The 23,532-nt window shown below is 71.3% G+C and carries 16 protein-coding genes and 1 pseudogene; 14 read left to right on the forward strand and 3 right to left on the reverse strand.

Translation table 11 applies throughout. From position 1 onward, the window contains the following. The first annotated feature begins 133 nt into the window (after positions 1 to 133). From gltB to ACLQ2R_RS25300, 9 genes are all read left to right on the forward strand, one after another. Positions 134 to 4,639: a glutamate synthase large subunit gene (gene gltB, locus ACLQ2R_RS25260; RefSeq protein ID WP_425963027.1), complete on the forward strand. Its 4,506-nt coding sequence runs from the start codon at positions 134 to 136 to the stop codon at positions 4,637 to 4,639. A gap of 148 nt (positions 4,640 to 4,787) precedes the next feature. Next, entirely contained in the window at positions 4,788 to 6,266 is a 1,479-nt protein-coding gene (locus ACLQ2R_RS25265; protein WP_425963028.1) for a glutamate synthase subunit beta, read from the forward strand. Between the two features lie 276 nt (positions 6,267 to 6,542). Next, positions 6,543 to 8,267, forward strand: coding sequence for a S8 family peptidase (locus ACLQ2R_RS25270; RefSeq protein WP_425963029.1), 1,725 nt, complete (start codon positions 6,543 to 6,545; stop codon positions 8,265 to 8,267). Positions 8,268 to 8,491: 224 nt separating this feature from the next. After that, positions 8,492 to 8,911: a hypothetical protein gene (locus ACLQ2R_RS25275; RefSeq protein ID WP_425963030.1), complete on the forward strand. Its 420-nt coding sequence runs from the start codon at positions 8,492 to 8,494 to the stop codon at positions 8,909 to 8,911. 281 nt (positions 8,912 to 9,192) lie between these two features. Continuing rightward, entirely contained in the window at positions 9,193 to 10,623 is a 1,431-nt protein-coding gene (gene pyk / locus ACLQ2R_RS25280; RefSeq protein WP_386233048.1) for a pyruvate kinase, read from the forward strand. A gap of 280 nt (positions 10,624 to 10,903) precedes the next feature. Continuing rightward, positions 10,904 to 11,233, forward strand: coding sequence for an acyl carrier protein (locus tag ACLQ2R_RS25285; RefSeq protein ID WP_425963031.1), 330 nt, complete (start codon positions 10,904 to 10,906; stop codon positions 11,231 to 11,233). 29 nt (positions 11,234 to 11,262) lie between these two features. Then, positions 11,263 to 16,032, forward strand: a complete 4,770-nt coding sequence (locus ACLQ2R_RS25290) for an amino acid adenylation domain-containing protein (protein ID WP_425963032.1) — start codon at positions 11,263 to 11,265, stop codon at positions 16,030 to 16,032. After that, positions 16,029 to 16,844 carry a thioesterase II family protein gene (locus ACLQ2R_RS25295; RefSeq protein ID WP_425963033.1) on the forward strand — a complete coding sequence of 272 codons (816 nt, stop codon included), beginning with the start codon at positions 16,029 to 16,031 and terminating at the stop codon, positions 16,842 to 16,844. The genes ACLQ2R_RS25290 and ACLQ2R_RS25295 overlap by 4 nt, the downstream gene beginning before the upstream one ends. After that, positions 16,823 to 17,860, forward strand: a complete 1,038-nt coding sequence (locus ACLQ2R_RS25300; protein WP_425963035.1) for an LLM class F420-dependent oxidoreductase — start codon at positions 16,823 to 16,825, stop codon at positions 17,858 to 17,860. Before ACLQ2R_RS25295 ends, ACLQ2R_RS25300 begins: the two co-directional genes overlap by 22 nt. Before the next feature lie 133 nt (positions 17,861 to 17,993). Here ACLQ2R_RS25300 and ACLQ2R_RS25305 read toward each other — a convergent pair whose 3' ends face one another. Both ACLQ2R_RS25305 and ACLQ2R_RS25310 read right to left on the reverse strand, forming a co-directional pair. Continuing rightward, complete coding sequence (locus ACLQ2R_RS25305) at positions 17,994 to 18,191, reverse strand: DUF397 domain-containing protein (RefSeq protein WP_425963036.1); 198 nt, start codon at positions 18,189 to 18,191, stop codon at positions 17,994 to 17,996. 23 nt (positions 18,192 to 18,214) lie between these two features. Continuing rightward, positions 18,215 to 19,072: a helix-turn-helix domain-containing protein gene (locus tag ACLQ2R_RS25310; RefSeq protein WP_425963037.1), complete on the reverse strand. Its 858-nt coding sequence runs from the start codon at positions 19,070 to 19,072 to the stop codon at positions 18,215 to 18,217. 128 nt (positions 19,073 to 19,200) lie between these two features. On the opposite strand from ACLQ2R_RS25310, the gene ACLQ2R_RS25315 reads away from it, so the two are divergent. Together ACLQ2R_RS25315 and ACLQ2R_RS25320 are read left to right on the forward strand one after the other, a co-directional pair. After that, complete coding sequence (locus ACLQ2R_RS25315) at positions 19,201 to 19,491, forward strand: hypothetical protein (protein WP_425963038.1); 291 nt, start codon at positions 19,201 to 19,203, stop codon at positions 19,489 to 19,491. Continuing rightward, entirely contained in the window at positions 19,488 to 19,955 is a 468-nt protein-coding gene (locus ACLQ2R_RS25320) for an ATP-binding protein (RefSeq protein WP_425963039.1), read from the forward strand. The genes ACLQ2R_RS25315 and ACLQ2R_RS25320 overlap by 4 nt, the downstream gene beginning before the upstream one ends. 101 nt (positions 19,956 to 20,056) lie before the next feature. Here the strand turns inward: ACLQ2R_RS25320 and ACLQ2R_RS25325 are convergent, their stop codons facing one another. After that, a complete protein-coding gene (locus ACLQ2R_RS25325; protein WP_425963054.1) occupies positions 20,057 to 20,425 on the reverse strand; it encodes a VOC family protein in 369 nt (122 codons plus the stop codon). Between the two features lie 63 nt (positions 20,426 to 20,488). Between ACLQ2R_RS25325 and ACLQ2R_RS25330 the strand changes: the two genes are divergently transcribed. From ACLQ2R_RS25330 to ACLQ2R_RS25340, 3 genes and pseudogenes are all read left to right on the forward strand, one after another. Next, positions 20,489 to 20,947, forward strand: coding sequence for a MarR family winged helix-turn-helix transcriptional regulator (locus ACLQ2R_RS25330; RefSeq protein ID WP_425963041.1), 459 nt, complete (start codon positions 20,489 to 20,491; stop codon positions 20,945 to 20,947). A gap of 52 nt (positions 20,948 to 20,999) precedes the next feature. After that, positions 21,000 to 21,232, forward strand: a pseudogene (locus ACLQ2R_RS25335) (IS1634 family transposase); the annotation flags it as partial. 573 nt (positions 21,233 to 21,805) lie between these two features. Next, the gene (locus ACLQ2R_RS25340) at positions 21,806 to 23,458 is read left to right on the forward strand and encodes a SpvB/TcaC N-terminal domain-containing protein (RefSeq protein WP_425963055.1); all 1,653 of its coding nucleotides are present in this window, start codon (positions 21,806 to 21,808) and stop codon (positions 23,456 to 23,458) included. Positions 23,459 to 23,532 lie beyond the last annotated feature (74 nt).

Genomic DNA, 23,532 nt, shown 5'->3' on the forward strand with positions numbered 1-23,532 from the left:
GCACCATTAATTCGCACGAGCAAGACCGGGTAGGCAGCTATCCGGCAGGGTACGGTAACCTCTACCCACCACGCAGCAGGGCCAACGTCGTCCCTTGCTTGTTCCAAAGAAGCAAGACGACGGGAGGGATTCAATGCCTGCTGCCCACCTCGGTTTTCCCGAGCCTCAGGGCCTGTACCACCCTTCGCACGAGCACGACGCCTGTGGCGTCGCCATGGTGGCGGACGTGGTCGGCCGCCGCAGCCACGACATCGTCGCCAAGGCCCTCACCGCGCTGTGCAATCTCGACCACCGGGGAGCCCAGGGCAGCGAGCCCGACACCGGGGACGGGGCCGGAATCCTCACGCAGATCCCGGACACCTTCTTCCGCGTCGTGGCGGACTTCCCGCTGCCCGAGGCGGGCGCCTACGCCGTCGGCACGGCCTTCCTGCCCGCCGACGCCCAGGCCCGCGAGACCGCCGTACGGCTGATCGAGGAGATCGCCGGGCAGGAGGGCCTGACGGTCCTCGGCTGGCGCGACGTGCCGATCACGCCCGACCTGCCGGGCCCGAGCGCCCGCGCGGTGATGCCCTTCTTCGGCCAGCTGTTCGTGACCTCCCCGAACGGCGAGACCGGCCTGGAGTTGGACCGGCTGGTCTTCTGCCTGCGCAAGCGGGCCGAGCACGAGGCGGGCGTCTACTTCCCCTCGCTGAGCTGCCGGACCATCGTCTACAAGGGCATGCTCACCCCGCTGCAGGTGGAGCGGTTCTTCCCCGACCTGAGCGACGAGCGGTACGAGTCCGCGATCTCGCTGGTCCACTCGCGTTTCTCCACCAACACCTTCCCCTCCTGGCCGCTGGCCCACCCGTACCGCTACGTCGCGCACAACGGCGAGATCAACACGGTCAAGGGCAACCGCAACTGGATGCGCGCCCGCGAGGCCATGCTGCGGACCGCGAACCTGCCGGGCGACCTGGCGCGGCTCTTCCCGATCTGCGACCCGGCCGGCTCCGACACCGCCTCCTTCGACGAGACGCTGGAGCTGCTGCACCTGGCCGGGCGGCGGCTGCCGCACGCGGTGCTGATGATGATCCCGGAGGCGTGGGAGAACCACACCGAGATGGACCCCGCGCGGCGGGCGTTCTACGAGTTCCACTCCACGATGATGGAGGCCTGGGACGGACCGGCCTCGATCACCTTCTCCGACGGCACCCTGGTCGGCGCGGTCCTCGACCGCAACGGCCTGCGCCCGGGACGGTTCTGGGTGACCTCCGACGGCCTGGTCGTGCTGGCCTCCGAGGCCGGCGTGCTCGACATCGCGCCCGAGGACGTGGTCCGCAAGGGCCGCCTGCAGCCCGGCAGGATGTTCCTGATCGACACCGCCCTCGGCAAGATCATCGAGGATGGCGAGATCAAGGACGAGCTCGCGGCCGAGCTGCCGTACGCCGACTGGCTGCACGCCGGGCTGGTCCGCTTCGAGGAGCTCCCGGCCCGCACACGCGAGGTCCCCTCGCACGAGGCGCTGATCAAGCGGCAGCAGACCTTCGGCTACACCGAGGAGGAGCTGCGGATCATCCTGTCGCCGATGGCGAGGGCGGGCGCCGAGCCGATCGGCTCGATGGGCACCGACACCCCCGTCGCGGTGCTCAGCGAGAAGCCCCGGCTGCTGTTCGACTACTTCAGCCAGCTGTTCGCGCAGGTCACCAACCCGCCGCTGGACGCCATCCGCGAGGAGCTCGTCACCTCCCTGGCCAGCACCATCGGCCCCGAGGGCAACCTGCTCGACCCGGGCCCGGCCTCGTGCCGCCAGCTCGTGCTGCCCTACCCGGTGCTCGACAACGACGAGCTCGCGAAGATCATCCACATCAACGACGAAGGCGCGCTGCCGGGCTTCCACCCGCGCGTGATCTCGGGCCTGTACCCGGTCGCGGGCGGCGGCGAGGCGCTGCTGCACCGCCTGGAGGAGATCCGCGGCGAGGTCTCGGCGGCGATCGAGGGCGGGGCTCGGATCATCGTGCTCTCCGACCGCGGTTCCTCCGACGCGCTCGCGCCGATCCCGTCGCTGCTGCTCACCGGCGCCGTGCACCACCACCTGATCACCGAGAAGACCCGCACCCGGGTCGGCCTGGTCGTCGAGACCGGCGAGGCGCGCGAGGCGCACCACATGGCGCTGCTCATCGGCTACGGCGCGGGCGCGGTCAACCCGTACCTGGCCCTGGAGACCGTCGAGGACATGGTCGACGCGGGCGCGCTCCAGGTCGACCGGCACAGGGCCGTGCGCAACATGATCAAGGCGTACGGCAAGGGCGTGCTGAAGGTCATGTCCAAGATGGGCGTGTCCACGGTCGCCTCCTACACCGGCGCGCAGATCTTCGAGGCGCTCGGCCTGAGCCAGGAGGTCGTCGACGCCTGCTTCACCGGGACCACCTCCCGCCTGGGCGGCGTCGGCTTCGACGTCCTGGCCGAGGAGACGGCGCTGCGTCACCGCCGTGCCTACCCGCGGGCGGAGAACGCCCACCGCCGCCTGGAGGTCGGCGGCGAGTACCAGTGGCGCCGCGAGGGCGAGCCGCACCTGTTCAACCCCGAGACCGTCTTCAAGCTGCAGCACGCCACCCGCTCGCGCCGTTACGAGATCTTCAAGGAGTACACCGGCCTGGTGGACTCCCAGGCCGAGAGGCTGATGACGCTGCGCGGCCTGTTCCGGCTGAAGGAGGGCGTCCGCGAGCCGGTCCCGATCGACGAGGTCGAGCCGGTCGGCGAGATCGTCAAGCGCTTCTCCACCGGCGCCATGTCGTACGGCTCCATCTCGATGGAGGCGCACGAGACGCTCGCCATCGCGATGAACCGGCTGGGCGGCAAGTCAAACACCGGTGAGGGCGGCGAGGACCCCGAGCGGCTCTACGACCCCTCCCGGCGTTCCGCCATCAAGCAGGTGGCCTCCGGCCGCTTCGGCGTGACCTCCGAGTACCTGGTCAACGCCGACGACGTGCAGATCAAGATGGCTCAGGGCGCCAAGCCCGGCGAGGGCGGCCAGCTTCCCGGCCACAAGGTCTACCCGTGGATCGCCAAGACCCGGCACTCCACCCCGGGCGTCGGCCTCATCTCGCCGCCGCCGCACCACGACATCTACTCCATCGAGGACCTCGCCCAGCTCATCCACGACCTGAAGAACGCCAACCCCGCCGCCCGCGTGCACGTCAAGCTGGTGGCCGAGGTCGGGGTCGGCACGGTCGCGGCGGGCGTGTCCAAGGCGCACGCCGACGTGGTGCTCATCTCCGGCCACGACGGCGGCACCGGCGCCTCCCCGCTGACCTCGCTCAAGCACGCGGGCTCCCCCTGGGAGCTCGGCCTGGCCGAGACCCAGCAGACGCTGCTGCTCAACGGGCTGCGCGACCGGATCACGGTGCAGGTCGACGGCCAGCTCAAGACCGGCCGCGACGTGGTCATCGCCGCCCTGCTGGGTGCCGAGGAGTTCGGCTTCGCCACCGCCCCGCTGGTCGTCTCCGGCTGCGTGATGATGCGCGTCTGCCACCTGGACACCTGCCCGGTCGGCGTCGCCACCCAGAACCCCGAGCTGCGCAGGCGCTTCACCGGCAAGCCCGAGTTCGTGGTGAACTTCTTCGAGTTCATCGCCGAGGAGATCCGCGAGTACCTGGCCGCGCTGGGCTTCCGCAGCATCGAGGAGGCCGTCGGCCACGCCGAGCTGCTCGACACCGCCCCGGCGGAGAACCACTGGAAGGCCTCCGGGCTGGACCTGGCGCCGATCCTGCACATGCCCGAGCTGCCCGAGGGCGCCTCGCTGCGCCGTACGGTGGCCCAGGACCACGGGCTGGAGCGGGCGCTGGACAACACGCTGATCCAGCTCGCCGAGGGCGCGCTCAAGACCGGCAGCAGGGTCACGCTCGACCTGCCCATCCGCAACGTCAACCGCACGGTCGGCACCATGCTCGGCCACGAGGTGACCAAGCGCCACGGCGGCGCCGGCCTGCCCGACGACACCATCGACGTCCGCTTCACCGGCTCGGCGGGCAACTCCTTCGGCGCCTTCCTGCCCCGGGGGATCACGCTGCGGCTGACCGGCGACACCAACGACTACGTCGGCAAGGGCCTGTCGGGCGGCCGGATCTCGGTCCAGCCGCACGACGCGGCCCCGCTGGAGGGCCACATCATCGCCGGCAACGTCGGCCTGTACGGGGCGACCTCCGGCGAGGCGTTCATCCGCGGCGTCGCCGGGGAGCGGTTCTGCGTCCGCAACTCCGGCGCCACCGCGGTCGTCGAGGGCGTCGGCGACCACGGCTGCGAGTACATGACCGGCGGCAAGGTCGTCGTCCTGGGCTCCACCGGCCGCAACTTCGCGGCCGGGATGTCGGGCGGCGTCGCCTACCTGCTCGACCTCGACGTCGACCGGGTCAACCGGGAGATGGTCGAGGTCGAGGAGCTCGACGCGGCCGACTCCGAGGCGCTGCGCGAGATCGTCGAGGCGCACCTGACCGAGACCGGTTCCACCGTGGCCAAGACGCTCCTGGCCGACTGGGACCCGTCCCGCTTCCGCAAGATCATGCCGACGGACTACAAGCGGGTCCTGCGGGCCGCCGAGTCCGCCCGGCTGGAGGGCCGCGACATCGACGAGGCCGTCATGACCGCCGCGGTGCAGGCATGAGGCCGCGCCGGGGGCCGAACGGGCCCCTCGCGTCCGGGCCGGTGAACGGGACGGCCGCGCGCGGCCGTTCCCGCCGGACCCACGCCGTTCACCGCTTCCACACCGTCCACATCGTCCAGGCCGAAAAGGGATAGGGGAGGTACGACCGATGGCTGACCCCAAGGGTTTTCTGACGCACGGACGCGAGCTGCCGGCGCGCCGCCCGGTGGACGTGCGCATCCGCGACTGGCGGGAGGTCTACCAGGACTTCCCCAAGCCCGAGCTGACCAAGCAGGCCTCGCGCTGCATGGACTGCGGCATCCCGTTCTGCCACAACGGCTGCCCGCTGGGCAACCTCATCCCCGAGTGGAACGACCTGGTCTACCGGGACGACTGGCAGGAGGCCATCGAGCGCCTGCACGCCACCAACAACTTCCCGGAGTTCACCGGGCGGCTGTGCCCCGCACCGTGCGAGGCGGCGTGCGTGCTCGGCATCAACTCCGACCCGGTCGCGATCAAGAGGGTCGAGGTCGAGATCATCGACCGCGCCTTCGACGAGGGCTGGGTCACCCCGCAGATCCCCGCGTCCAGGACCGGTAAGCGCGTCGCGGTCGTCGGCTCGGGCCCCGCGGGCCTGGCCGCCGCCCAGCAGCTCACCCGCGCCGGTCACGACGTGGTGGTCTTCGAGCGCGCCGACCGGATCGGGGGCCTGCTGCGCTACGGCATCCCCGAGTTCAAGATGGAGAAGCGCCACATCGACCGGCGTCTCGCCCAGATGCGGGCCGAGGGCACCGAGTTCCGTACCGGCGTCAACGTCGGCGTGGACATCACGGCGGCGCGGCTGCGCGAGGAGTTCGACGCGATCGTCCTGGCCGGTGGCGCGACCCAGTGGCGGGACCTGAAGGTCACCGGGCGCGAGCTCAAGGGCGTCCACCAGGCGATGGAGTACCTGCCGCCGTCCAACAAGGTCCAGGAGGGCGACTTCCAGGACTCGCCGATCAGCGCGACGGGCAAGCACGTCGTGGTCATCGGCGGCGGTGACACCGGCGCCGACTGCATCGGCACCGCGATCCGCCAGGGGGCCGCGTCGGTCACCCAGCTGGAGATCATGCCCCGCCCGCCGGAGGCGCGGCCCGGCAGCCAGCCGTGGCCCACGTTCCCCATCCTGTTCAAGATGGAGAGCGCCCACGAGGAGCTGGCCGAGAGCGGCGGCGACCGGGTGTACGCGGTCTCCACCACCGAGTTCGTCGGCGACGCCGACGGCAACGTCCGGGCGCTGCGCCTGGTCGAGGTGGAGGGGCCGGCGACCGGGTTCAGGCCGGTGCCCGGCTCCGAGCGGGAGATCCCGGCCGAGCTGGTCACGCTCTCGATGGGCTTCGTCGGCCCGGAGCGGAACGGTCTGCTGGACGCGCTCGCCGAGGCCGCTCAGGGTGAGTTCTTCGACGGCCGGGGCAACGTCGCCAGGGACCGGGGCTACATGTCCTCGGTCGACGGCGTCTTCGTCGCCGGTGACATCGGCCGCGGCCAGTCCCTGATCGTCTGGGCGATCGCCGAGGGACGCTCGGCGGCCTCGGCCGCAGACGCCTACCTCACCGGCCGCACGGCCCTGCCGGTGGCGATCCCGCCGACCGCGCGGCCCCTGGTCTGAGACGCGGCCGGCGGCGGCACGGGTGCCGCCGCCGGCACACGGTGAGCGGTACGTGATGCGCAGGGCCGGCCCCCATCCCTCCGGGGGGCCGGCCCGTCGCGCACCCGCGGGGGCCAGAATGGAACCCCGGGTCCGGAGCGCGGGAGCGGGGCCGTGCGGGGCGGGAGGCCCGCGTCGTCACCTCGACGGGAATGCGCAAAGTATGGATACGAATTGCTTTGTCGTACATATGCCTGAAAGATAAATATTCTTGATCGGGCCAGGTGCGGAGGACGGATGAATCGCGGTATCAGAGGTCTGATCGGGGCGGCGACCACGCTGACCCTGGCGGCGACCCTCACGGCGGGGGCGCTGGGCGGCGGGACCACGGCCGCCGCGGACCAGAGCCGCGAGTACCTGGTCTTCTACGCCGACGGCGCCCGCGACCGGGCGGCCCGGGTGATCGGCGCGAACGGCGGCACCGTCCTGTCGGGCGACACCAGGCTCGGCTACCTCGTCGCCGACGGCCCGGGCGCGCGCTTCGTGGAGGGGCTCGCGGGCAGCGACGCCGTCGAGGGCGTCTCCTCCGACCGCAGGATCGGCACCGCCACCGCGTACTCCTCCGGTACGGCTCCAGGCTCGGGCTCCGGAGCCGCCACCTCCGGGGGTGCCGCGCCCGTGGCCTTCCCGTCCGCCGACGCCCTCGGACAGGCGGGCACGCCCGCCGGGGCGGTCGCCACCGCGCCGGAGCCGCTGGCCGACCGGCAGTGGGACATGAGGCTGATCGGCGCCACCCCGCGGGGCTCCTACGCCACCGCGCCGGGCAGGAAGGAGGTGCTGGTGGGCGTCATCGACACCGGCATCGACGGCCGCCACCCCGACATCGCGCCGAACTTCAACCGCGCCCTGAGCCGCAACTTCGTCACCGACCGGCCCAAGGACCCCAACGGCAAGATCCTGGACGGGCCGTGCGAGGTCGCCTCCTGCAAAGACCCGGCCGACCGGGACGACGACGGCCACGGCACCCACGTGGCCAGCACCATCGCCTCGCCCGTCAACGGCGTGGGCATCGCCGGCGTCGCCCCCAAGGTCTCCCTGGTGAACCTGCGCGCGGGCCAGGACTCCGGGCTGTTCTTCCTCAAGCCCAGCATCGAGGCGCTCACCTACGCCGCCGACAACGGCATCGACGTGGTCAACATGAGCTTCTACGTCGACCCGTGGCTGTTCAACTGCAAGGCCAACCCCGGCGACTCCAAGGCCGAGCAGCTGGAGCAGCGCGGCATCGTCACCGGCATGCAGCGCGCCCTCGACTACGCCCGCAAGCGCGGCGTCACCCTGATCAGCGCCATCGGCAACGGCTCCACCGACCTCGGCAGGCCCGACAAGGACACCTCCAGCCCGGACTACCCCAAGGACGCCGAGCGCACCCGCAAGGTCGACAACTCCTGCCTCAACGTCCCGGCCGAGTCCAAGGGCGTCATCTCGGTCTCCTCGGTCGGCCCGACCACGCGCAAGGCCTACTACTCCGACTACGGCCTGGAGCAGACCGACCTGTCGGCCCCCGGCGGCGACGAGTTCGACGGCGGCAGGACCTACGACCACACCAAGGGCATCCTGGCCGCGGCACCGAAGGACGCCCTCCAGGCCAAGGGGCAGATCGGCGCCGACGGCACGCCCAAGGACGACTCGGTCGTCCGGGAGTGCGTGAACGGCACCTGCGCCTACTACCAGTACCTCGTCGGCACCTCCATGGCCGCCCCGCACGCCACCGGCGTCGCCGCCATCCTGATCAGCCGCTTCGGCAAGAAGGCCAAGGACGGCGTCACCATGGCCCCCGGGGACGTCCAGCGCCTGCTGTACGCCACCGCCACGGAGAAGGCGTGCCCCTCGCAGGGCGCGTACACGTACAAGATCGACGTGCTGGAGGACCAGACGCACCGGTGCGAGGGCTCCAAGGCGCGCAACGGCTTCTACGGCCGCGGCATCGTCAACGCCGCGGCGGCGGCCACCACCACCCGCTGACCCCTGCTGGCGTGCGCGGTCCCCGCGCACGCCAGGGCCGGGTCCGGGCCACGCGGGAGAGTGCCGGGCCGGGTCACGGTCCTCGCGTACGCCGGGGCCGGGGCTCGTCCCTGTTCCGGCAGGGGGAGGCGGGGGCCGGTTCAAGAGACGATCAACAGGCGGATGCCCCCGGGCGTGACGGGGAAGGAGAAGGGTTCCGGCTCCGTCTCGTCACTGGGGGACCCATGAGACTCCTGTCGCGCCCGCACCAGCTTCCGGTCAGGATCGCCGTCGGCGCCTACATCCTGAACTCCGGGCTGGGCAAACGTTCCGCCGGGCCGGAGGCCGCCGAGGGGCTGCACGGCATGGCGGCGGGCACCTACCCCTTCCTCAAGGACATCGAGCCGGTGCGGTTCGTACGGCTGCTGTCCACCGCGGAGATCGCCCTCGGCGCCGCGCTGCTGGTCCCGGTGGTGCCGTCGCTTCTGGCCGGTGCCGCGCTGACCGCCTTCGCCGGGGGACTGGTCGGCCTGTACCTCAGGACGCCGGGCATGCGCGAGGAGGGGAGCCTGCGGCCCTCCCAGCAGGGCATCGGGATCGCCAAGGACGTCTGGCTGCTGGGCATCGGCGCCGGGCTCGTCATGGAGGAACTCGCCCGCGACTGAGGAGTCCGGGGACGGGGGCCGGCATCGAGGTGCTGGAATCGAGGTGCCCGGAAGAAGGCATCCGGCGTTCGGGTGCCCGGCACGAGACGCCCGGCACGAGGCGTCCGAAATCGAGCCTCCGGGGCCAGAACGCCCAGGTCGAGGCGGGCGGGGCCGGAAGGGGCCGGGGTGGTCGATTCGCAACCTGGCGTTCACGGAAGGTAGCGTTATGTCACCGGGTTTTTCATCGGCGCTTTGACCAACGTCACGACCAAGTGGTCTGTACCAATTAGGGTGGGACCGTGACTCGTCGCGCGAAAATCGTCTGCACTCTCGGCCCCGCCACCTCCTCTCCCGAACGCCTACGCGAACTGATCGTGGCAGGGATGGACGTGGCCCGTTTCAACCTCAGCCATGGCACCCACGAGCTGCACAAGGAGGTCTACGACCGCCTGCGGGAGGCCGCCGCCGAGCTCGGGCGTGGTGTCGGTCTGCTGGCCGACCTGCAGGGCCCCAAGATCCGGGTCGGCAAGTTCGAGGAGGGCCCGGTCCGTCTCGGCTTCGGTGACGTCTTCACGATCACCACCGAGGAGGTCCCCGGCGACCGCGAGCAGGTCTCCACCTCCTACCTGGGCCTTCCCAAGGACGTCAGCCCCGGGGACAACATCCTGGTCGACGACGGCCGTGTCCGTCTCGAGGTGACCCGGGTCGACGGCCAGCGCGTCACCACCCGCGTGGTCATCGGCGGCATGATCTCCGACAACAAGGGCCTCAACCTCCCGGGCGTCAACGTCAGCGCCCCGGTCCTGACCGACAAGGACGAGACCGACCTGCGCTGGGCCCTGCGCGCAGGCTTCGACCTGGTCGCGCTCTCCTTCGTCCGGCGCCCCTCGGACGCCGACGTGGTGCGCAACATCATGGAGCAGGAGGGCATCCGCCTCCCGCTGCTCGCCAAGATCGAGAAGCCGCAGGCCGTGGAGCGGCTCCCCGAGATCATCGAGGCCTTCGACGGCATCATGGTCGCCCGCGGCGACCTCGGCGTCGAGCTGCCGCTGGAGGAGGTGCCCACCGTGCAGAGACGCGCCATCGAGCTCTGCCGCGAGAAGGCCCGCCCGGTCATCGTGGCCACCCAGATGCTCGAATCGATGATCACCGCCCCGCGTCCCACCCGCGCCGAGGCCTCCGACGTCGCCTACGCCGTCATGGACGGCGCCGACGCGGTCATGCTCTCCGGGGAGACCTCGGTCGGCAACTATCCCATCGAGGTCGTCGAGACGATGAGCCGCATCGCCACGACCGCGGAGAAGAGCTCGCTGCAGGCCACCCACAGCCTCGACCGGCTGCCGGAGACCACCGGTGGCGCCATCGCCCGCGCCGCGGCCGAGGTCGGCGCCATCGTCGGCGCCAAGGCGCTGGTGGCGTTCACCATGTCGGGGGAGACGGCCCGCCGCCTGGCCCGCTACCGTTCGCCGATCCCGCTGCTGGCCTTCACCTCCGCCCGCCACGTCCGCAACCAGCTCGCGCTGACCTGGGGCGTGGAGACCTTCGAGGTGCCGTTCGTGCACCACACCGACGACATGGTCCGCCAGGTGGAGGCCTCGCTGCTGGCCAACTCCCGCCTGGAGAAGGGCGACAAGGTCGTCATCGTCGCAGGCTCGCCTCCCGGCACCGCCGGTTCCACGAACGCCCTGCGTGTGCACACCATCGGGGCGGCGGTCTCCAACCCCGCCTGACCCGTTCCCGGGCACTCACGGCCACCGCTCCGGCGGTGGCCGTCGGCGTTTCGGGGCGTTCCCGCCGGGTTCTCGGACACTCGTTCTGGTCACGGATTCAAAAAGGCGAAAAATATACCCTTGTCCTGTCCGAATAGGTGTCAGAGGATCGGTCCATGGCGTGCCCGGATCCGGGCCGCCTCACGAACTGAACGAGAGGCACCGGATGATGCAGGGCAGTCGGCCGGGAGGAGCGGAGCCGCTACGCGGAGAGGGATCGGGCGGAGCGCCGGGCTTCCCGGTGCAGCGCGTCTCGGCCGCCGACAGGGTCGCGGAGATGATCGAGGCGCGCCTGGGGCGGCCCGTCGACCCCGACGAGAACTTCTTCGAGGCCGGGCTGAACTCCATGGCGCTGGTCGAGCTGCACGCCGACCTCACCGGTGAGCTCGGCCTGGACTTCCCGATCACGTCGATGTTCACCCGGCCCAACGTGCGGGCCCTGAGCCGCCTCGTCGAGGAGTCGCGGGAACCGGTGAGGAGCGAGCCCGTCGCCACCCGGGTGCGTGCCGTCGGCGGGAGCCGCCGGGACGTGCGTTCGCGCATCCGCCGCGACGGCGGGTCGCCTCGGTGACGAACACTTCGCCGATCGCCGTGATCGGCATGGGCCCACACTCATCGCTCCCCACCGGCCCCACCGGCCCCACCGGCCCCGCCGAGGCCGTGGAGGCCGCGCTGGAGGACTCCGGCCACGACCCCGCCCGGCTCCCGGGCGTGTTCGCGGTCCACGGCACCGCCGGGGCCGCCTGCCTGGCCCTGGCCTCGGGAGACTGCGACCTCGCGGTGGCCCCGGCCGGGCCGGACCTGCGCGCGGTCGCCGGACCCGAGACCCGGGTCGTGCTCCGGCGGCTGGGCGACGCCCTGCTCGACGGTGATCTCGTACGCGCCGTGATCGACGTCGCCGACGGCCCCCCGACGGCCTCCGGCCCCGCCCGCAGCGGGTCCGGATCGCCGGGCCGGGGTCCGGCCGCGAACGTCCCGGGCACCGGCCGTGCGGGCACGCCCGCCGGATCGTCGGCGTCCCCGGGCTCGCCGACGGTGCGGGACGGCTTCCCGCCGATCCACCTGCCCGCCGGCGACCGGCCGCGCGTCGTCGTCTGGTCGGGCCGCACGGCCGAGGAGGCCGAGACCGTACGGGCGAGGCTGGCGGAGTTCTTCGCCGCCCTCCCGGCCGACCGGTTCGCCGACGCCGTGGCCGTCCTGCAGCGGGGCCGCACCGCGCACCCGGTACGGGGAGCGGTCGTGGCCGCGACCCCGGCCGAGGCCGCCGAGGCCCTGTCCGCGGCCGTTCTCCCCGGGGAGGACCCGGCCGGGCCCGCAGGGCGGGACGGAGCGGAGTTCCCCGGGACCACCCGGTCGATCCCTGTCGGCCGGGCCGGATCGGGGGGCGGTGCGGAGGGTGTCGCCTTCGTGTTCCCCTCCGGTGGCGCCGGACGGCTGGGCGCCTCCCTCTACGGGACGGAGCGGCTGTTCAGCGAGGCCGTGGACGTCTGCCTGGAACGCTTCGAGCGGCACGGCGTCGACCTTCACGACGCCTGGCTCGCCGGGGAGCGCGACGACGACGCGGTGACGTTCGCGGTCACCCACGCGCTGGCCGCGACCCTGACCGGCTGGGGCGTCACCCCCCTCGCCTGCTCGGGGGAGGGCGTCGGCGCGCTCACCGCCGCGGTCCTGTCCGGGGCCGTGGACCTCGACGAGGCGATCGCCCGCCTGTCCACCTCCGAGACGGCACCCACGGCCTCCGAGACGGCACCCACGGCCTCCACGACGGACTCCACGGCCTCCGCGACGGACTCCACGGCCTCCGCGACGGACTCCACGGCCTCCGTGAAGGACTCCACCTCCACGGACTCCACGGCGACGGAGCCCACCGCCTCCTCCGTGACCGCCTCCACGGCGTCCGGGGAGCAGCCCTTCGCCCATGTCGCGGATCCGTCGCCGTCCCTGCTGGTCGGCACGGCCGGGGAGCGGACCGGACGGGCCGCCGGCGGGACGACCCTGGACTGCGGTGACGACCGGCGCGGCCTGCTCGCGGCCGTCGCCCGGCTGTGGACCCTCGGCCACCCGGTGGACTGGGTCGCGCTCGACCCCGACCACCCCCTGCAGCGCCTGCCCGTCCCCGGCGTGCACGGCACCGCCGCGCCGGCCCGGACCCGGGACCCCGTCCGGGACCCGGTCCGGGAGCCCGTACCGGATCAGGCTCCCGTCGTCTCCGGGCCCGTCCCGGCGCGCCGGGAGACCGGTGGCGCGGGAACGGCCGGGGAGGCCGGGCTTCCGGTGCGGTCACCGGAGGGCCTGCCCGAGCCCGAGGAGCCCCTGCGCGGGCCCGAGGCGGTCCCGTACTCGTTCTGGGTGCTGGAGCAGCTCGCCGGGTCCAGCGGGGTGTCCAACCTGGCGGTGGCGTTCAGGACCCGCGAGCCGCTGCGCAGGCTCCCGCTGCAGATCGCGGTGAACCGGCTGCTCAAGCGGCACCCGGCGCTGCGCCTGCGGTTCCCCGAGGTGGACGGCGCGCCCGTGCGGCACCTCACCGCGCCCAAGGACGCGCAGATCAAGCTGGTGAACGGCGAGACCACCGAGGAGACGCTGGTCGCCGACCTCCAGGCGTTCCTCGACGTGCCCTTCGACCTGGACCGCGACCTGCTGCTGCGCGCGGGACACTTCACGCTGCCCGACGGCGGCGGGAGCGTGGTCTGCCTGGTCGCGCACCACATCATCGTGGACGCCACCTCGATGCAGTTCCTCGTGGAGGAGCTGGGCGGCTTCTACGACGCGCAGACGAGCCAGGAGCCGCTCCCGGCCGCGCTCACCGGCACCGCGCCCATGCTGGAGCCGGGACGGGCCTCGCGCGCCTCGCTGGACTACTGGCTGGAGCGGCTCCGCGACGTCGACCCCGGCGCGATGGTGCTGCCCGGCAGCAGGCCCTCGCCCGCCCGGCCGACCTTCGCCGGGCACACCTGCTCGTGGGAGGTGGACGCCGACACCCGCCGGGCGCTCGACACGCTCCGGACGGGCCTGCGCACCACCGACAACATCGTGCTGGCGGCGGCGTTCATGCTCACCCTGCGCGCCCACGGCGCCGGTCCCGACCTGGTGGCGGCCATGCCGGTCACCACCAGGACCTCCGCGATGCGCGGGCACGTCGGCTACGGCGTCAGCACGCTGCCGATCCGGGTGCTCGCCGACCCCGACGAGGGCTTCGCCGCCCTGGTCCGGCGGGTCGAGGACGCCTTCTTCGAGGCCGTCGAGCACGCCGACGCCTCGGTGGAGGCGGTACTGGTCGAGCGCGGGCACGACACCGGCGACTGGCGGGTTCCGCTGTTCCGGCACATGTTCAACTACCGGCCCTGGACCGACGAGCAGGTCAGCATCCGGGGCTCGGTCCCGGAGTACGTCGAGGACCTGTTCGACCGCAGCCGCCTGGACCTGCAGTGCATCGCGGTGCAGGAGCCCGGCAGGCTCACGATCCGGGTCTGGCACAGCACCGAGGTCCACGACGAGGCCGAGATCGCCGCGTTCGTCTCCCGGATGACCGCGCTGCTGCGGCGGGCCGCCGAGGACGGCGGACGGCCGCAGCGGACGCTGGAGGCGTTCTCCGCGTCCGACCGGGCCCTGCTCGACCGGCTCAACGACACCGCGCGGACCTGGGAGGGCCCGGCCACGCTGCCGGAGAGGATCGCCGCCCGCACCGGGACGGCCGTCCTCGACGGCGACCGGGAGGTCGGCTACGACGAGCTGCTCGCCTGGGCGGCGACGGTAAGGGACACGCTGGTCTCGCACGGCGTCGGGCCCGGTGACATCGTGGCGCTCGGCCTGCCGCGCTCGGCGGGGACGGTCGCCGCGGTGCTCGGCGTCTGGGCCGCCGGGGCCGCCTACCTGCCGCTGGACCCGCGCCAGCCCGAGCTGCGCCTGGCCTACCAGGTGGAGGACTGCCGCGCCCGGCTGGTGATCTCCGACGCCGACGCCCCGTGGGCGGGGGAGATCCCGGTGATCGCCATGCCGGCGTCCCCCGGGGCCGCCGGGGGTCCGCGGCTGGACCCGGCCGGGGCCGCCGCGGCGATCACCGGCGACTCGATCGCCTACGTGATCTACACCTCGGGCTCCACCGGACGGCCCAAGGGGGTCGCCGTCACCCACGGCAACCTGGCCAACCTCGTGCTGGACTTCGCCGGCCGGCTCGGGGCCGGGACGTCGGACGCGGTGCTGTGGTCCACCACCACCTCGTTCGACATCTCCGCGCTGGAACTGATGCTCCCGCTCGTCGCCGGAGGCACCCTGGTCGTCGCCTCCGACGACGACCAGCTCCAGCCGCGCAGGTTCCTGGAGCTCATCGCGGCCCGGGACGTGCGCGTGGTGCAGGCCACCCCGACGGCGTGGCGGCTCATCGCCCCCGAGGCGGGCGGCGAGCTGGAGGGCCGGATCGTGCTGTGCGGCGGGGAGCCCATGCCCGCCGCGCTCGCCGCCGACCTGCTGGGCCTGGGTTGCCGGCTGTTCAACGTCTACGGCCCCACCGAGACGACCATCTGGTCCACCGCCGCGGAGATCACGACCCCGCCGTCCGACCCGGTGCCGATCGGGGTGCCGCTCGCCAACACCCGGATCTTCGTACGGGACGCCGACGGCCGCGAGGCCCCTCCGGGGGTGCCGGGCGAGCTGTGCCTGGCGGGCGACGGGGTGAGCGCCGGGTACGTCAACCGGCCGGAGCTCACCGCGGAACGGTTCGGCGAGCACCCCCGCCACGGGCGCTTCTACCGCACCGGCGACATGGCACGGCTCAGGCACGACGGCACGCTGGAGCTGCTGGGACGCGACGACCGCCAGATCAAGCTGCGCGGGCACCGCATCGAGCTGGGCGAGATCGAGGCGGTGCTGCACCACCACGACGCCGTCAAGGTCGCGGCCGTCATCGTGCACGACGAGCGGCTGGTGGCGTTCGTGCAGCCCACGTACCTGCCCGACGGGGAGTCGGGCGCGGCCCTGCGCCAGGAGCTGTGGCGCTACGCCGGGACGCGGCTGCCGGACTACGCGGTGCCCTCGGGGATCGTGCTGGCTCCGGAGCTCCCCATGACCGCCAACGGCAAGATCGACCATCGGGCGCTGACCGTGCCCGAGGACGACGCGCCGGCCGCCCCGCAGGCACCGGCGAGCTCGGAACTCGCCGAGGGCGTGCTGCGGCTCTGGCGGGAGGCGTTGCGCCGCCCGAACCTGGGCGAGCACGACAACTTCTTCCTCAACGGGGGGCACTCGGTGCTCGCGGTGCGGCTGATCGCCCCCCTGGAGGACCTGGCCGGTCACCCGATCGGCGTGCGCGCGGTCTTCGACCATCCCACCCCGGCCGAACTGGCCGCCTACATCCAGGAAGGGGCACGTCCGTGACCTCCTCCCCGTGGTTCGTGCCGGTGGGGGAGCGGCGGGAGGGCCGGATCCGCCTGTACGCCTTCCCCAACGCGGGCAGCGGCCCGGCCTCGCTCACCGGCCTGGCCGAGCTCTTCCCCGACGAGGTCGAGGTCTGGGCGGTGAACCTGCCCGGCCGCCAGGCCAGGCTGGCCGAACCGCCCGCCGAGGACCTGGACGCGCTCGTCGACGTCCTGGCCCGCGACCTGCTGGCGACGGCGCGTGAGCCGTACGCGCTGTTCGGCTACTGCAGCGGCGCGCTCCTGGCCTACCTGGTCTGCCGCCGCCTCGCCGAACTCGCACCGCCCCCGGGGCCTGTCGCGTCACCGGGGCCGGGCACGGCACCCGAGCCGGGCCAGGCCCCGGCCGGGCCGGTGCGGCTGCTGGTGGGGTCCTTCGCCGCGCCGGACGTCACGCTCCTGCTGCGCAGGCTGCCGTCCCTGCCCTCCTGGCTGTTCTGGGACCAGCTCATCGAGCTGGGCGGCGTCCCGGCGGAGGTGGCCGAGCGCGAGGTGCTGCGGCCCATCCTGGAGCCCGCCCTGCGCGCCGACTTCGGCATGCTCGCCGGATACCGGCACCGCCCCGCGCCGCCGCTGCCCACCCCCATCACCGTCCTGTACGGCAGCCGCGACGGCTCGGTGTCGCGCGGCGGGCTGCTCGGCTGGCGCAGGCAGAGCGCGCGGCGCCTGTCGATGCGCGAGCTGGACGCGTCACACTGGCTGGCCGAAGAGGTCCCCGACCTGCTCGCCGCCGTCATCGCAGAGGAGATCGGATGCGTCTCGGTTACAGCATGAGCTACTGGGGTGGTGCCGGTCTCGGACCGGCCGACCACCTCACCCTCGTCCGCGAGGCCGAACGGCTCGGCTACGACTCGGTGTGGGCCGCCGAGACCTACGGCACCGACCCGGCCAGCCTGATGGCCTGGATCGCCGGGCAGACCGAACGGATCGGGATCGGCACCGGCGTGCTGCAGATGTCGGGCCGCAAGCCCGTGGTGGCGGCGATGACGGCCGCCACCATCGACCAGGTCTCCGGCGGCCGGGCCCGCCTGGGCGTGGGCGTGTCCGGGCCGCAGGTCGTGGAGGGCTGGCACGGCGAGCGGTTCGACCGCCCGCTGGCCCGCGCGCGCGACTACCTGTCGGTGCTGCGCCTGGCCCTGGAGGGCCGCCCGGTGAGCTACGCGGGCGAGACGATGACGCTGCCGCTCCCCGGCGGCCAGGGCAAGGAACTCTCGCTGGGCGTCTCCCCGGTCCAGAAGCACCTGCCGGTCTATCTCGGCGCCATGGGCCCGGAGACCACCGCCCTGGCCGGGGAACTGGCCGACGGCTGGCTGGCGATCCACTTCCCGCCCGAGCACCTGGCCGAGCGCATGGCGCACCTGCGCGCCGGCGCGGCGCGTGCGGGCCGCAGCCTGGACGGCTTCGACGTCGCCCCGATGATCCTCACCCTCGTCGACGAGGACGAGGAGCTGGCCTTCGACATGATGCGGCCGATGCTCGCCCTCTACCTGGGCGGCATGGGCTCGCGCCGGACCAACTTCTACAACCGGCTGGCCCGCTCCCTGGGCTTCGAGAAGGAGGCCGAGGAGATCCAGGAGGCGTTCCTGGCCGGACGCCAGGGCGAGGCCATGTCGCTGCTGCCCGACGGCCTGGTCGACGCGATGACGATGTGCGGGCCGCCCGGCAAGCTCCGCGAGCGCGTCGCCGCCTACCGCGAGGCGGGCGCCACCAGCCTGGTCGTCGGCCTGGTCACCCCGACCCTGCGGCTGCGCCTGGAACAGCTCGAACTGGTCGCCGACCTGGTGACCTGACGTTTCCCCGGATCCCGTCGGGATCGTGCGGCCTGTGGCCCGCGCGATCCCGGCGGACTGTGAAGCACGAATGCTCCGCGTTCACCGGCCGTCGGCTGTGTCCCGTCCGGCGCCCGCCTTGAGTTTCGGGCGTTTACACGTCGTTCTTCAGCCGCCTGACGAAGGCCGACCACGTGTCGCGGGTGAGGACGAGTGCGGGACCGCCGGGGTTCTTGGAGTCGCGGACGGCCACGACGCCGCCCAGGTCCGCGACCTCCACGCAGTCACCGTTGGCTCCGCTGAGCGAGCTCTTGCGCCACGTGGCGGTGGTCAGGTCTACCGGTTCGGACATCTGACGCCCCTTCGGCTGGACACTCACGCCACGGTGTTCGGCGCGTTCATCAGCATAACCGCCGTTTCGGCGGGGCTGAGGGCCGCGGCCCTGAGGTAGTCGAACACCGAGACGTACCGGCGGACGTCGGCGGCGTCCTCCAGATACAGGCCGCTGGACATGTTCTCCAGGTAGATGACGTCCAGGTCGTTCGAGGCGGGAAAGCCCACGACGGTGAACGACCCGGTCATCGCCGGATGCGCCCCGGCCCGGTAGGGGAGGATCTGGATCATCACGTTGGGGAGGCGGCCGATCTCGGCGAGGTGCTTGAACTGACCGGCGGTGATCTGGGCCGTTCCCACGTGCTGACGCACCACGCCTTCGCCGAGAACGACGGAGAACTCCAGCGGGTCGCCGTCCGTGAGCCGTTTCTGGCGCTCCATCCGAACGGAGACCCTGCGCTCGACCTCCTCCGGTGTGTCGCCTGGACGTCCCGCCGCGATGAGGGCTCGTGCGTAGTCGGCGGTCTGCAACATTCCCGGCACCAGCGTCTGCTGGTACGTCCTGAGGGACGTCGCCTCGGCTTCGAGCCCGATGAGCGTCGCGTACTCACCGGGCAGCACGTCCCCGTAGTTCTGCCACCACCCCCGCTGCCGCGCCTCCCTGGACAGGGCGAGCAGGGGCTCCCGGTCGGTTTCGGGAACCTCGTACATGTCGAGGAAGGCGCGGAGGTCTCGCGGGCGTATGCCTCGGCGGCCCGTCTCGATCCTGCTGACGGAGGCCGGCGTGAGCTCCATCCGTTCCGCGGCCTCCTGCATGGACAGGCCGCGTTCGATGCGCAGCCGTCGCAGCTCCGATGCCAGGCGACGTCTGCGCACGGTGGGACTCGTGTCAGCGGTCAAGGTCGCACCTTCCTTCCGTTCCTCCGCTTTGGAAGTTTCCAAAGGTAACCACCAGACCCCTATGACCTGCGGTACGTTCCGGAGTGTAGTCAGACAACTACGGAGGCGGTGTGAAGATGGCGACACCGGTGCGAAAGCACGATCCGCAGCAGGAGCAGTACATCCACCTCGCACGGCTGGGCTGGGACCTGAGGGTTCTGGGAATCTCCACCTCGGTGGTGGTCCCCGCCGCGGGGCCGCCGGTGCTGGAGATCATGTCCGTGTCCGGGGTGCGGCTCCGAATCCGGGTCGTTCACCGCGCGTGGGGCTGGGTCTTCATCTGGCGGCCGTGGTGGTCGGTGCTGTGGCGGCGGCGCGAATGGATCTGCGCCGAGGCGGACAACGCGGCCGACATGATCGCGTCGGCGGCGATCACGTGAGCGCGCCCGATCGGATCGGCCACGGTGCGACGGCCGGGCGCTGGGACGGGCTGCGCGTTCTCGGGCGGCGGGAGTTTCCCGGCGTCGCACGGTCGGCGGGGGCCGCGCGCACGTGGACGGTGGAGCTTCTGCGCGGTCATGTGACCGCCGAGACGCTGGAGACGGCCGAACTGCTCGTCAGCGAGGTGGTCACCAACGCGATCCTGCACAGCGACTCGGCCGGACCGGATGGGCTCATCACGGTCCGGGTGGGACTGGGTGGGGACCTGATCCACGTCGAGGTGACCGACGAAGGCTCGGCGACCAGCGTGCCCGTGATCCGGACGGCCGACGACGACAGCCTCAGCGGGCGCGGCCTGGCCTGGGTGGACCAGCTGGCCGCCGCCTGGGGTGCCGACCACGACGACGGGGCGGGCGGGACGGTCTGGTTCCGCCTCCCGTACGACGGGTCGTCGATCTTTTGAATGCCGATCTCGGGTGGGAGACGCCGGCCTTACCGTCGGCCTGGTCACTCGCATGGAACGGCTCGAACCGGCGGCTTGATCGTCCGGTGGCGTTTGGCTGATCAGGCGCGGTCGTGGAGGGTGATCTGGTAGCCGTCGGGGTCGGCGAAGGTGAACGTCTGGCCGAAGGGGCCGTCGATCGGTGCGGAGACGATGGTGTGGCCATCGGCGACGAGAGCGTCGTGAACGGCCTGGACGTCTGTGGCGTGGAGCCAGATCGCGGCACCGATGCCGGGCTGGGCGACGGATGCGAGATCGGTGCCGGGAACGACGTCGCGGAGGGCGAACGCGATCGGTTTCGTCTCGAAGACGACCGCGTGCGGAGGTCCGGACGGCGAGCGGACCAGGCCGAGGTACCGCTCGTAGAAGGCCTGTGAGGCGTCGAGGTCGCGCGCCTGGAGCGAGATGAAGTCGGGGCCGGTGGCGGGCATGGCGATGCTCCTTCTGCGCATGTCAGCTTTCTGACACAGGTCAATGTATGTCAGAATCCTGACATGAGTCAAAACGATACCGGCGTCGACCTGGAGACGTCGCTGGGTTACCTGCTGAAAGAGGCGTCGAGCGCCCTCCGTGCAGCCATGGAGGAGGTGCTGCGGCCACTCGGGATGAGCGTGACGCGCTACTCCTGCCTCGAACTGCTGGCTCAACGACCGGGCTTGTCGAACTCCGAGCTCGCCCGGGGTGCGTTTGTGACACGGCAGTCGATGAACGTGCTGCTCCAAGCCCTTGAACGAGAGGGCTACGTGACTAGACCCGCGGAGGCACCCGTCGGAAAGGCTCTTCCCGCGCGGCTGACGCCTCGCGGCCGGCGAAGCCTCGAGAAGGCGACCGCGGCGGTCCGGTCCGTCGAGGTCAGAATGCTGTTCGGCATGACGGAGACCGAGCGGTCGGATACATTCCGGATCCTGCGGAACATGGTCCGTTCCCTGCGCGGTGACGACGACGGTGTCTAGCGTGTTCCCCGGCGCACGTGTCGTCGCGTCTGTCAATGGCCAGGTGTGCGGCGCTCACGTGCTGATCTGCTGGCTCGCCCTGCTGCTCATCCGTGTCGCGGAGCATTCCTTCGGGCAAAGCTGGCGCTATATCCGCCGGGAGACCGCCCGGCTCAAGCAGGTCACCCTTGCCGGGGAGGTCGGGACGATCACTCGGACCACTCCGCTGCGACCCGGTCAAAAACCATTTAACAGGTGCTTTCCATCGCTCCGCCGCCCCGGGTGACAGCCTTCGATCCCTCTTGAGCAAGCTCCGGGCAGGCCAGGAGAGCGTAGGCACAAGCCCTTTCCCGGCCGCGTCGGCATTCCCGCAGCCCACGCATCAGATTCGGCATCATGTGTGACCACCAACTACGGAACCCGGGTATAGGTCAGCTCGATATTGCGGCGTCTCGCATAGAGGTCACTCACCAGCTCATTCAAAATCGACTTGCGCACAAGCGCCTATGGTTTCCGCTCACCACCTTCATGAAATACATTTTCGGTCCTTCACGTGACGTAAGTCACATTGGCGGACTCGTCCGGTGTCGACCGATTGGCTCGTACCTACAGATGTGATCTTGACCAGGATGAACGAGGTCTAGACGTTGCGGCAGCACGGCCGACCGTTGCCTCGCGTATCCGGTAAGCCACTTTCCAGTGGTTGACCGCTCTTGTCATCTCGGTCAATATCCACGGTGATCGTCCTCTTGTTTGCTCTTTATCTGCTCGCCGACGCGTAATGGCCCCGGGGTCGGGGTCTGCGTCAGCGTGCCTGCGGAAGGGTTCGGGATGCGGGTTCGGCGTGCGCGATTTCATCTTATTTCCCTGGTGGTCGGGATGGTGATGGCGGTTTTGATCTCCGGAGTGGGAATTCCCGACCGCTTGGTTCAAACAGCCGCAGCGGCCGTTCCCTCCTCCGACCCCGAGCCGTCGGTGGACGGGCGTGCCGTACCGAAACCCAAGGCCGACAAAGGGGCGGAGGACAGCGCACCGGTGGCGAAGCCGAAGCCTCCGTTGTGGCCCAGGGCGGGCAGCGCCGAAGTCGAGGTAAAAACCACTTTGGTGCGGGCCGGTGACCTGCCGGTCCGGATCGGTGCGGTGGACGCCGCCACCGATGTAGGTGCGGTGAAGGTGCACACGCTGCCGGCCGAGGCAGTGCGCACGTTGGGCGGGGTCGGGGTGGCGGCCTGGTTCGAGCGGGCCGATGGGACGACGGCGCCGGGAAAGGTGCGGGCGGAGTTCTCCTACGCGAGCTTTCGCGACGGGTTCGGCGGTAACTTCGCCAGCCGTCTGCAGATCCTGCGACTGCCCGCTTGTGCCATCCAGACGCCACGTCCGCCCGAGTGTGTAATCCAGTCGCAGGTGGTGAAGACCTCCAACGACCTCAAGGCCGGTGTGCTGGTCGCCGACGTTGAGGTCGGTCGAAGCACGCCAGCCAAGGTGCCCGCTGCGGCGAAGGGCGATGCGAAAGCCGCGGCCAAGGCCGCGGCCGCGGCGACGGCGGCCAGGCAGCTGGCCGAGGGCTCGGTGTTCCTGATGGCCGCCGGTCTGACCGGCCCGGACGGCAACTTCGGTGCCACCGATCTCAAACCGTCGGGCACCTGGCAGGCCGGCACCTCCGGCGGTGGCTTCAACTACGACTACCCGCTGCCCGAAGCGCCCGCACCAGCCGGCAACGGACCGGACCTGTCGCTGGGCTATGACGCCTCCTCCGTTGACGGGCAGGGGGACTGGACCAATAACCAGTCCAGCGCGGTAGGAGCGGGCTGGGAGCTGAATGCCGGATTCATCGAGCGCCGTTTTCGCCGCTGCGTCGTGGACAACTTCTACAACGAAGAGGCCAGCCTGATCTGGACGGCCACCGAGACCGGTAGTTTCGGCAAGGCGTTGTGCTGGGAGTCGCCGGACGCCAACGACAACGATGCCTCCACCAACGACATGACGCAGTCGGAGCTGGTGCTCAACTTGGGTGGCCGCTCGGCGCAGATCGTCAAGGACCGCGTCTCGGGCGCATGGAAGACGGTGCCGGACTTCGGTTGGAAGATCGAGCAGCTGACCGGCGGCGCCGACAGCCAGGCGTATTGGAAGATCACTTCCACCGACGGTTTGGTATCCCGGTTCGGTTTCCGCAAGGACGCCCAGTGGCAGGTGCCCTATGTCGGCAACGACTCCGGCGAGCCGTGCTACGACCGCTACCTGGCTGATGCGATTCCGCCGACCTGTACCGGGGTGTGGCGCTGGAACCTGGACCAGGAGATCGACGCCGATGAGAACGTCATCGACTACACCTACGAGCGCGAGACCAACTGGTTTTGCCTGCCCAGCTGTTTCCACGAAAGTTACCGGGTGCTCCCCTACGACCGCGGCGGGTTCCTGACCAAGGCCGAGTGGGGGCACAACACCCAGGTGGCCGGCAGCGTACCGACCGCCCGCACCACACTGAGCACCGCCGACCGGGGCACCACCGACGTGCCGACCGACCTCAGATGAACCGCGCCGGGATTGCTGGAGGCTTCATCGGTTGGAAAGGATGAAGCTCATGTCAGGTCGATCTGGTTCGTCGC

The organism is Streptosporangium sp. DT93, assembly GCF_049844535.1.
Classification (GTDB): domain Bacteria; phylum Actinomycetota; class Actinomycetes; order Streptosporangiales; family Streptosporangiaceae; genus Streptosporangium.